The organism is Salinicola salarius, assembly GCF_003206135.1.
In the GTDB taxonomy this organism is placed as follows: domain Bacteria; phylum Pseudomonadota; class Gammaproteobacteria; order Pseudomonadales; family Halomonadaceae; genus Salinicola; species Salinicola salarius.
This window is the reverse complement of record NZ_PZJT01000014.1, coordinates 87,117-96,703: the sequence shown is the minus strand read 5'-3', so window position 1 is coordinate 96,703 and position 9,587 is coordinate 87,117. Positions and strand designations below refer to the sequence as shown.

Genomic DNA, 9,587 nt, shown 5'->3' with positions numbered 1-9,587 from the left:
TAGAATGGCGCTTTTCTCGCTGGGCAATAATCCTTCATGAGCATCGGTGATCTGATACGCCTGCTGGGCGATGGCAATTATCACTCTGGTCAGCAGCTAGGCGAACATCTAGGTGTCTCGCGCACGGCTGTCTGGAAGCAGCTCAAGAAGCTGGAAGCAATGGATCTGCCACTGGAGGCAGTCAAGGGGCGCGGATACCGCCTGGTCAACTCGCTGGAGTCTCTTGATGGGGCCAGTATCGTTGCGCAGCTTCCTGCCGGGCCTCGGCGCCACCTCAAGCGGCTGTTCGTCGAGGATGTGCTCGATTCCACCAATACCTTCCTGCGAGATCGCTTCCGGCATGGTGCGGGCCATGGCGAGGTCTGCCTGGCAGAAAGTCAAACGGCAGGCCGAGGACGCCGAGGCAAGTCCTGGAGTACCAGTTGGGGTGGTAGTCTAATTCTTTCCCTGGGATGGCGATTCGAATCGGGTGTAGCTGCGCTCGAAGGGCTGAGCCTAGCCGTTGGCGTGGTGCTGGCTGAGGTGGTCGAAACGTTTGGTGCCAATGTTGCCTTGAAGTGGCCCAACGACGTTCTGATCGCCATCGACGACGAGTGGCGAAAGCTTGCAGGCATTCTGCTCGAGGTGACCGGGGACGTCGAAGGGCCTTGTGAGGTAGTCATCGGTATTGGGGTCAACGTCTCGCTGAATGACGCTGTGCGAAAGGCGGCAGGGCAGCCCATAGGGGCTCTCGCAGACGTGATCGATTCCCCCTCTCGCAATCATGTCGCTGCGGCTCTGATCGAATCCTTGTTGACGATGTTGCCTGAATTCGAGCGGCAAGGCTTCAGCGCCTGGCGAGCGCAGTGGAACCGTAGGCATGCTTATGCTGGTCATGCCATTCGTATTCACCAGGGCAGCACGTCCTATACCGCCACGGCGATCGAAGTCGACCGGCAGGGCAACCTGGTAGTGATGACGGATACCGGTGAACGGGCGCTGACTGGAGGCGAGATCAGCATTCGCCTGGAGGAGTAGTCCGCTACGGAAAGCCATTGTCGAAAATGCATATTCACGCTTGCATTGAGTGCCTTCCTTTGACACAATGCGCCCCGCTTTGAACGCAAGGCCATCGGTGTGTGGCGCTGTTATTGTAGTAAAAACAGATGCTTGACATTGGTGAGTGGTAGGGTAAAATCTGCCGCCGGTATGGAGAGGTTCCCGAGTGGCCAAAGGGAGCAGACTGTAAATCTGCCGCGAAAGCTTCGAAGGTTCGAATCCTTCCCTCTCCACCAGATTTTTTGACAGAGTTTTACCGGTCTGTCTCGGTAAACCAGAGTCAGAGCGGGTAGGCGGGTATAGTTCAATGGTAGAACCTCAGCCTTCCAAGCTGATGGTGTGGGTTCGATTCCCACTACCCGCTCCATGCTGTTGGTGATGATTTAAGCTCATGTAGCTCAGGGGTAGAGCACACCCTTGGTAAGGGTGAGGTCGACGGTTCAATTCCGTCCATGAGCTCCATTTTTTGTTGTCGAAAGATGCGTGAAGGCGAGCATGAGCTCGCTTTTTTGATGGCGAAAGAAAATGTCGTGACGGGATTGATTTTCTCGACATTTCTCCGCTATCATAGCGCCCTCCTAATTTCCGGGTGATTCTCGGATGTGTAGTTGCAGGCCAGTAGCTCAATTGGCAGAGCAGCGGTCTCCAAAACCGCAGGTTGGGGGTTCGATTCCCTCCTGGCCTGCCAGTCTTCCCCAGGCTGGCTCGTATTGATACCTTGTCTTGTTCGGTTATCGCGCCTTGAGTTGAGGAGTTTTCATGAAGCACAACGCCGAGGTGCAGGAGTCACGCTACGACACCCCAAAATGGATTGTCGTGGTGTTACTGCTCGCGGTCGCGGTCGGCGGTAATGCCTGGTTCGCGGAGCAGGCCCTGCTGTATCGCGTGCTGGGTGTCGTCGTCGTTTGCGGCATTGCCGCAGCGATCGCATTGACCACGACCAAGGGGCGGGCGCTGATGGAGCTGGCGCGTGGCTCTAAGCGCGAAATTCAACGCGTTGTCTGGCCGACCCGACAAGAGACTATCCAAACGACATTGATCGTATTGGCGGCCGTCCTGGTTGTGGGTCTGTTGCTGTGGCTTATCGATACCGTCCTCGGTTGGGCGATGTCCGGAATCATTGGCTAGGAGTTTTCATGTCCAAGCGTTGGTACGTCGTTCACGCTTATTCCGGTTTTGAGAAGCAGGTCATGCGTTCGTTGATCGAGCGCGTCAAGCTTTACGGTGTCGAGGACCAGTTCGGTGACATCCTGGTGCCCACCGAGGAAGTCGTCGAAATGCGTGACGGCAAGCGCCGCAAGAGCGAGCGCAAGTTCTATCCCGGCTATGTACTGGTCGAGATGGAGATGAACGAACAGACTTGGCATCTGGTCAACGAAACGCCGCGAGTCATGGGTTTCATCGGTGGTACGCCGGAAAAGCCCGCTGCGATCACCCAGAAAGAAGCGGATGCGATCTTGCGCCGGGTCCAGGATGGCACCGACAAGCCACGTCCCAAGACACTCTTCGAGCCAGGCGAGACCGTACGTGTCGTCGATGGCCCCTTCGCCGACTTCAACGGCGTCGTGGAAGAGGTCAACTATGAAAAGAGTCGCCTGCAGGTCAGCGTGCTGATCTTCGGGCGCTCGACGCCGGTCGAGCTGGAGTTCGTCCAGGTAGTCAAGGACTGACCGGCGCCGAAGCAGCATTCACCGCAGCGCTTCTGGTGCTGCGTTATCGTTGCCGGTCGATGTGCCGGCTGAACAGGGGAGCCGCAAGGCGTCCGTACCCGACTGGAGTTCAAAATGGCTAAGAAAGTTCAGGCCTATATCAAGCTGCAAGTCGCAGCCGGCAAGGCCAATCCGAGTCCGCCCGTGGGCCCTGCGCTGGGTCAGCATGGCGTCAACATCATGGAATTCTGTAAGGCGTTCAACGCCGCGACTCAAGAAATTGAGCCGGGCTTGCCGACGCCGGTCGTGATCACGGTTTACAGCGACCGCAGCTTCACTTTCGTCACCAAGACGCCGCCGGCAGCTGTGCTGCTGAAGAAGGCCGCCGGTATCAAATCCGGTTCTGGTGTGCCGAACAAGACCAAGGTCGGCACCGTGACGCGTGAGCAGCTCGAAGAGATCGCCAAGACGAAGGAGCCGGATCTGACGGCTGCCAATCTTGAAGCCGCTGTTCGTACCATTGCTGGTAGTGCCCGCAGCATGGGCCTCAATGTGGAGGGCCTCTGATCATGGCAAAGCTGACAAAACGTGCTCAGATGATTCGCGAGAAGGTCGAGCCGGGCAAGGTCTACACCCTTGAAGAAGCCGTCGCTCTGCTTTCCGAGGTGTCCACGGTCAAGTTCAAGGAGGCTGTCGAGGTCTCTATCAACCTGGGTGTCGATCCGCGTAAATCCGACCAGGTCGTACGTGGTGCTACCGTGCTGCCGAACGGCACGGGTCGTGACGTCCGTGTTGCCGTGTTTGCTCAGGGCGCTGCCGCCGATGCCGCCAAGGAAGCCGGTGCCGACATCGTTGGCATGGAAGATCTGGCTGATGACGTCAAGAAGGGCAACATGAACTTCGACGTCGTCGTGGCTGCCCCGGACGCCATGCGTGTGGTCGGTCAGCTGGGCCAGATCCTGGGGCCGCGTGGCCTGATGCCGAACCCCAAGGTCGGCACCGTGACTCCCGACGTTGCGACAGCAGTCAAGAACGCCAAGGCGGGTCAGGTCCGCTTCCGTACCGACAAGAACGGCATTATCCATGCCTCTATCGGTAAGGTGGATTTTCCGGCCGACGCGCTCAAGGGCAACCTCGAAGCACTGGTCAACGACCTCAAGCGTCTCAAGCCGAGCACGTCCAAGGGTATCTATCTCAAGAAACTGACCCTGTCCAGCACGATGGGCCCGGGTCTGACCGTCGATCACAGCACTTTTGCGTGATTGCCGGCAACTAGGCAGTAACTTTGCGGTCCCCGTGCGCTGCCAGGACGATTCGCGTCGTCCTGGCAGAGTGGGGCGGGGCACCGTCAAAGACCGCAGGTGTCGGCACCAGTCGTCGACTTAATGCCCTGTAGAGGGGCCTGCGCAGATGGTGTTGCTCGCCGATTCAGGTGTGCAGCCATCATCCAAGACTTTCACCGATGTCGGGTGAAAGAGATGGTAACCACCGGGTCGCGACGTCGTCGCCCCGGCACGAAGGAGTAACCACTGTGCCACTAGCACTCGAAGGCAAAAAAGCGATTGTTGCCGAGGTCAGTGAAGCCGCTAAGGACGCTCTTTCCGTCGTAGTTGCCGATTCTCGCGGTGTCACCGTTGGCGCAATGACCGATTTGCGCAAGCAGGCTCGCGAGAATGGCGTCCAGATTCGTGTTGTCCGCAACACGCTGGCTCGCCGCGCGCTGTCAGGGACTTCATGGGAGTGCCTGAACGAGACTTTCTCAGGCCCCACGCTGCTGGCCTTCTCCTACGATCACCCCGGCGCTGCCGCGCGGTTGTTCAAGGAGTTCGGCAAGTCGCAGAAGGAATTTGAAGTCAAGGCGCTGGCTTACGAAGGGGAGATGATCCCGGCCGCCGATATCGACCGTCTGGCTACGTTGCCGACTTACGATGAAGCGATCGCCAAGCTGATGTCCGTCATGAAGGAAGCTTCTGCCGGCAAGCTGGTTCGTACTCTTGCAGCTCTTCGCGATCAAAAGCAGGAAGAAGCCGCCTGATCGGTGCCTGCTCGCGTAGACTGAGTCGACTATTGAATCAACGAGCACTTGGCCGATGCCGGCTGGGGCTCCGCAAAGTTTAGGAATTTGAAAATGGCACTTTCTCAAGAAGACATCATCAACGCCGTTGCCGAAATGTCCGTGATGGAAGTTGCGGAACTGGTTTCTGCAATGGAAGAAAAGTTCGGCGTTTCTGCTGCGGCTGCCGTCGTCGCGGGACCGGCCGGTGGTGACGCTGGTGCTGCCGAAGAGCAGACCGAATTCGCCCTGGTCCTGACCGCTGCTGGTGACAAGAAAGTCAACGTCATCAAGGTCGTCCGCGAAATCACCGGTCTGGGCCTGAAAGAAGCCAAGGGTGCTGTCGATGGCGCACCTGCCACGCTGAAAGAAGGTCTGTCCAAGGACGACGCTGAAGAAGCCAAGAAGAAGCTGGAAGAAGCTGGCGCTTCTGTGGAGCTCAAGTAACTCTGTGCTCACGGCTTCACGCGCTGTGTAAGCGCCACGGCTGGTGGCGGGCCTACCCGCTGCCGGCCTTTTTCTGTTTTTGCTAGCCTGGCGTTAGTACGCCTGACTCGGGGTCGACCTTCCGGGTTCAGGATTGTAGCCACTAGACGAATTCCGACGGCGAGCTCCCTTTTTCGGGAGGCTTGCCGTCAGCGCCTAACGGGGGTAGCCCGCGTTAGGAGAGCGCCGACCACGCACCGGTCACCCATGGTGAACAAGCTGGGGAATACAGATGGCTTACTCATACACTGAGAAAAAACGCATCCGCAAGGATTTCGGCAAACTGCCTCAAGTAATGGATGTGCCCTACCTGCTGGCCATCCAGCTTGATTCCTATTACGACTTCCTCCAGCAGGACCGGGCGCCGGAAGAGCGTCTCGAGACCGGTCTCCATGCGGCTTTCAAGTCCGTATTTCCGATCGAGAGCTTCTCGGGTAATGCGGCGCTCGAGTATGTCAGTTACCGCTTTGGCACGCCGGCTTTCGACGTCAAGGAGTGTCAGCTCCGTGGCGTGACCTATTCGGCACCGCTGCGTGTCAAGGTACGCCTGATCATCTATGACAAAGAGTCGTCGAACAAGGCCATCAAGGACATCAAGGAGCAGGAAGTCTACATGGGGGAAATCCCCCTGATGACCGAGAACGGTACCTTCGTCGTCAATGGTACCGAGCGTGTCATCGTTTCCCAGCTCCATCGTTCGCCGGGCGTGTTCTTCGATCATGACAAGGGCAAGAGCCACTCTTCCGGGAAGCTGCTCTATTCCGCGCGCATCATTCCTTATCGCGGCTCCTGGCTGGATTTCGAATTCGACCCTAAAGACAACGTCTTCGTGCGTATCGACCGTCGCCGCAAGCTGCCGGCGACCGTATTGATGCGCGCGCTCGGCATGAACGCCGAGGAAATTCTCGAGACGTTCTTCGAAACCAGCACCTTCCATATCGAGAGCGATGGTATTTACGTCGAGCTGGTGCCGTCGCGGCTGCGTGGTGAGACCGCAACCTTCGACATCAAGGATGGCGATGGCAATATCGTCGTCGAGGAAGGTCGCCGGATCACCCAGAAGCACATCCGCCAGCTGGAAAATGCCGGACTCGAGCGTCTTCAGGTGCCGCTGGATTACCTGTTCGGCAAGACGCTGGCCAAGGATCAGGTCGACGCCAACACCGGTGAACTGATCTGCGAGTGCAACTCCGAGCTGACGCCGGAGCTGGTCGAGAAGCTGGGCCAGGGCGGCGTTACCAAGCTGGAAACGCTTTACACCAACGATCTCGACGCGGGCTCGTTCATCTCCGATACGCTGAAGGTGGACTCCACGCGCTCCGGCCTGGAAGCGCTGGTCGAAATCTATCGCATGATGCGCCCCGGCGAGCCGCCCACCAAGGAAGCGGCCGAGACGCTGTTCCACAACCTGTTCTTCTCCGAAGACCGCTATGACCTGTCTGGCGTCGGTCGGATGAAGTTCAACCGTCGTCTGCGTCGTGATACCGATACGGGTTCCGGCGTACTCGACAATCAGGACATCCTCGATGTCCTGAAGGAACTGATCAATATCCGTAACGGCTTCGGTGAAGTCGACGATATCGACCACCTTGGCAACCGTCGCATCCGTTGCGTCGGCGAGATGGCGGAAAACCAGTTCCGTGTCGGCCTGGTGCGCGTCGAGCGTGCGGTCAAGGAGCGTCTCTCCATGGCGGAGAGCGAAGGCCTGATGCCGCAGGATCTGATCAATGCCAAGCCGGTGGCGGCAGCCGTGAAGGAGTTCTTCGGCTCCTCTCAGCTGTCCCAGTTCATGGACCAGAACAACCCGCTTTCAGAGGTCACGCACAAGCGTCGTGTGTCCGCGCTCGGGCCGGGCGGTCTGACCCGTGAGCGCGCCGGCTTCGAGGTGCGCGACGTTCACGCCACGCACTACGGTCGTCTTTGCCCGATCGAGACGCCGGAAGGCCCGAACATCGGCCTGATCAACTCGCTGGCGACCTACTCCAAGACCAACAGCTACGGTTTCCTCGAGACACCGTACCGCAAGGTCGTGGATCGTCAGTTGACCGACGAGATCGTGCATCTGTCGGCGATCGAGGAAGGCGACTACATCATCGCCCAGGCTTCGGCGACGGTCGACGAAAGCAACAAGCTGATCGACGACCTGGTCCAGGTTCGCCACAAGGGTGAAACCACCTTCATGGCACCGGACAAGGTCACGCTGATGGACGTGTCGCCGCGTCAGGTCGTATCGGTCGCCGCTGCGCTGATTCCGTTCCTCGAGCACGATGATGCCAACCGCGCCCTGATGGGATCGAACATGCAGCGTCAGGCGGTACCGACCCTGCGTGCCGACAAGCCGCTCGTAGGTACCGGCATGGAGCGATTCGTCGCCCGTGACTCCGGCGTCTGCGCCGTGGCGCGCCGCGGTGGCGTGATCGACTCCGTCGACGCCAAGCGCATCGTTGTGCGTATCGACGAAGACGAGATCATCGGCGGTGAAGCCGGCGTCGATATCTACAACCTGACCAAGTACGTGCGTTCGAACCAGAACACCTGTCAGAACCAGCGTCCGATCGTGCGCCCGGGTGACAAGGTGGCGCGGGGCGACATCCTGGCCGACGGCCCGTCCGTCGACATGGGTGACCTGGCACTGGGTCAGAACATGCGTCTCGCGTTCATGCCGTGGAACGGCTACAACTTCGAGGATTCCATCCTCGTCTCCGAACGCGTGGTCGAGGACGATCGTTTCACCACGATCCACATCCAGGAACTGACCTGTGTCTCTCGCGACACCAAGCTGGGCGCGGAAGAGATCACTTCCGATATTCCCAACGTGGGCGAGTCGGCACTGGGCAAGCTGGACGAAGCGGGTGTCGTCTACATCGGCGCCGAAGTCGGCGCTGGCGACATTCTGGTGGGCAAGGTCACGCCGAAGGGCGAAACCCAGCTGACGCCGGAAGAGAAACTGCTGCGCGCGATCTTCGGCGAGAAGGCGTCCGACGTTAAGGACACCTCGCTGCGTGCGCCGACCGGCATGCGCGGTACCGTCATCGACGTCCAGGTCTTCACGCGCGACGGCGTCGAGAAGGACTCGCGTGCACTTTCCATCGAGCAGCAGCAGCTCGACGAAGTGCGCCGTGACCTGCAGGAGACCTACCGGATCGCCGAGGAGGCGACCTTCGAGCGTCTCAAGCGCACCCTGGAAGGTCAGGCGGTCAACGGCGGCCCGAAGCTGAAGAAGGGCGACGTGCTGAGCGAGGATTACCTCGACGAGCTGCCGCGCCAGCAGTGGTTCAAGCTGCGCATGCAGGACGAGTCTCTCAACGAGCTGCTGGCCCAGGCCGACGAACAGCTCGAGAACCGTCGCAAGGAGATGGACGAACGCTTCGAAGACAAGAAGCGCAAGCTCACTCAGGGCGACGACCTGGCACCGGGCGTGCTCAAGATCGTCAAGGTCTATCTGGCGGTCAAGCGTCGTATCCAGCCGGGTGACAAGATGGCCGGCCGTCACGGCAACAAGGGTGTCATCTCCGCGATCATGCCGATCGAGGACATGCCGTTCGACGACTATGGTCAGCCGGTCGACGTCGTGCTCAACCCGTTGGGCGTACCCTCGCGCATGAACGTCGGTCAGATTCTCGAGACGCACCTGGGCATGGCGGCCCACGGTCTCGGTGTCAAGATCGACCGGATGCTGCGTGATGCCCGCGAGCAGCAGGTCAGCGAGATTCGCGGCTTCCTCAAGCAGGTCTACAACACCCAGGAAACCCGTCAGGAAGACATCGACTCCCTGACCGATGACGAGATCATCACCCTGGCCAAGAACCTGCGCGGCGGTGTGCCGATCGCGACGCCGGTATTCGACGGTGCGAAAGAGCACGAGATCAAGCATCTGCTGAGGCTTGCCGATCTGCCGGACTCCGGCCAGATGACGCTTTATGACGGGCGTACCGGCGAAGCCTTCGATCGTCCGGTGACCGTGGGCTACATGTACATGCTGAAGCTCAACCACCTGGTCGACGACAAGATGCATGCGCGTTCCACCGGCTCCTACTCGCTGGTCACGCAGCAGCCGCTGGGTGGCAAGGCGCAGTTCGGCGGACAGCGCTTCGGTGAGATGGAAGTGTGGGCACTCGAGGCGTACGGCGCCGCCTACACCCTGCAGGAGATGCTCACCGTCAAGTCGGATGACGTCGAGGGTCGTACCAAGATGTACAAGAGCATCGTGGACGGCGACCACACCATGCAGGCCGGTATGCCGGAATCCTTCAATGTGCTGGTGAAGGAAATCCGCTCGCTGGGTATCGACATCGAATTGGAAAGCTAAGACCGGCACAGTCGATCGATAGCGACGGTTTGCGGGGCGAGCGAGTGATTCG

At 59.4% G+C, this 9,587-nt stretch carries 8 protein-coding genes and 4 tRNA genes; all 12 read left to right on the top strand.

Annotation, left to right across the window (positions count from 1 at the left end; genetic code table 11):
• The first annotated feature begins 36 nt into the window (after nucleotides 1-36).
• The 12 genes from DOM32_RS13815 (at nucleotide 37) to rpoB (ending at nucleotide 9,535) form a co-directional block, all read left to right on the top strand.
• Nucleotides 37-1,017: a biotin--[acetyl-CoA-carboxylase] ligase gene (locus DOM32_RS13815; RefSeq protein ID WP_110635371.1), complete on the top strand. Its 981-nt coding sequence runs from the start codon at nucleotides 37-39 to the stop codon at nucleotides 1,015-1,017.
• Nucleotides 1,018-1,190: 173 nt separating this feature from the next.
• Nucleotides 1,191-1,274: transfer RNA gene (locus DOM32_RS13810), tRNA-Tyr, on the top strand.
• A gap of 57 nt (nucleotides 1,275-1,331) precedes the next feature.
• A tRNA-Gly gene (locus tag DOM32_RS13805) sits at nucleotides 1,332-1,405 on the top strand.
• Nucleotides 1,406-1,425: 20 nt separating this feature from the next.
• Nucleotides 1,426-1,500: transfer RNA gene (locus DOM32_RS13800), tRNA-Thr, on the top strand.
• A 150-nt stretch (nucleotides 1,501-1,650) separates the two neighbouring features.
• Nucleotides 1,651-1,726: transfer RNA gene (locus tag DOM32_RS13795), tRNA-Trp, on the top strand.
• Between the two features lie 71 nt (nucleotides 1,727-1,797).
• Nucleotides 1,798-2,166, top strand: a complete 369-nt coding sequence (gene secE / locus DOM32_RS13790; RefSeq protein WP_071230694.1) for a preprotein translocase subunit SecE — start codon at nucleotides 1,798-1,800, stop codon at nucleotides 2,164-2,166.
• A gap of 8 nt (nucleotides 2,167-2,174) precedes the next feature.
• On the top strand, nucleotides 2,175-2,708 hold the full coding sequence (nusG, locus tag DOM32_RS13785) for a transcription termination/antitermination protein NusG (RefSeq protein ID WP_071230695.1): 534 nt from the start codon (nucleotides 2,175-2,177) through the stop codon (nucleotides 2,706-2,708).
• 114 nt (nucleotides 2,709-2,822) lie between these two features.
• Complete coding sequence (gene rplK / locus DOM32_RS13780) at nucleotides 2,823-3,254, top strand: 50S ribosomal protein L11 (RefSeq protein WP_071230696.1); 432 nt, start codon at nucleotides 2,823-2,825, stop codon at nucleotides 3,252-3,254.
• 2 nt (nucleotides 3,255-3,256) lie between these two features.
• On the top strand, nucleotides 3,257-3,949 hold the full coding sequence (gene rplA, locus DOM32_RS13775) for a 50S ribosomal protein L1 (protein WP_071230697.1): 693 nt from the start codon (nucleotides 3,257-3,259) through the stop codon (nucleotides 3,947-3,949).
• Between the two features lie 269 nt (nucleotides 3,950-4,218).
• Entirely contained in the window at nucleotides 4,219-4,722 is a 504-nt protein-coding gene (gene rplJ / locus DOM32_RS13770) for a 50S ribosomal protein L10 (RefSeq protein WP_071230698.1), read from the top strand.
• 93 nt (nucleotides 4,723-4,815) lie between these two features.
• The gene (gene rplL, locus DOM32_RS13765) at nucleotides 4,816-5,187 is read left to right on the top strand and encodes a 50S ribosomal protein L7/L12 (protein ID WP_071230699.1); all 372 of its coding nucleotides are present in this window, start codon (nucleotides 4,816-4,818) and stop codon (nucleotides 5,185-5,187) included.
• A 271-nt stretch (nucleotides 5,188-5,458) separates the two neighbouring features.
• On the top strand, nucleotides 5,459-9,535 hold the full coding sequence (gene rpoB, locus DOM32_RS13760; protein WP_071230700.1) for a DNA-directed RNA polymerase subunit beta: 4,077 nt from the start codon (nucleotides 5,459-5,461) through the stop codon (nucleotides 9,533-9,535).
• The last annotated feature ends 52 nt before the right edge of the window (nucleotides 9,536-9,587 follow it).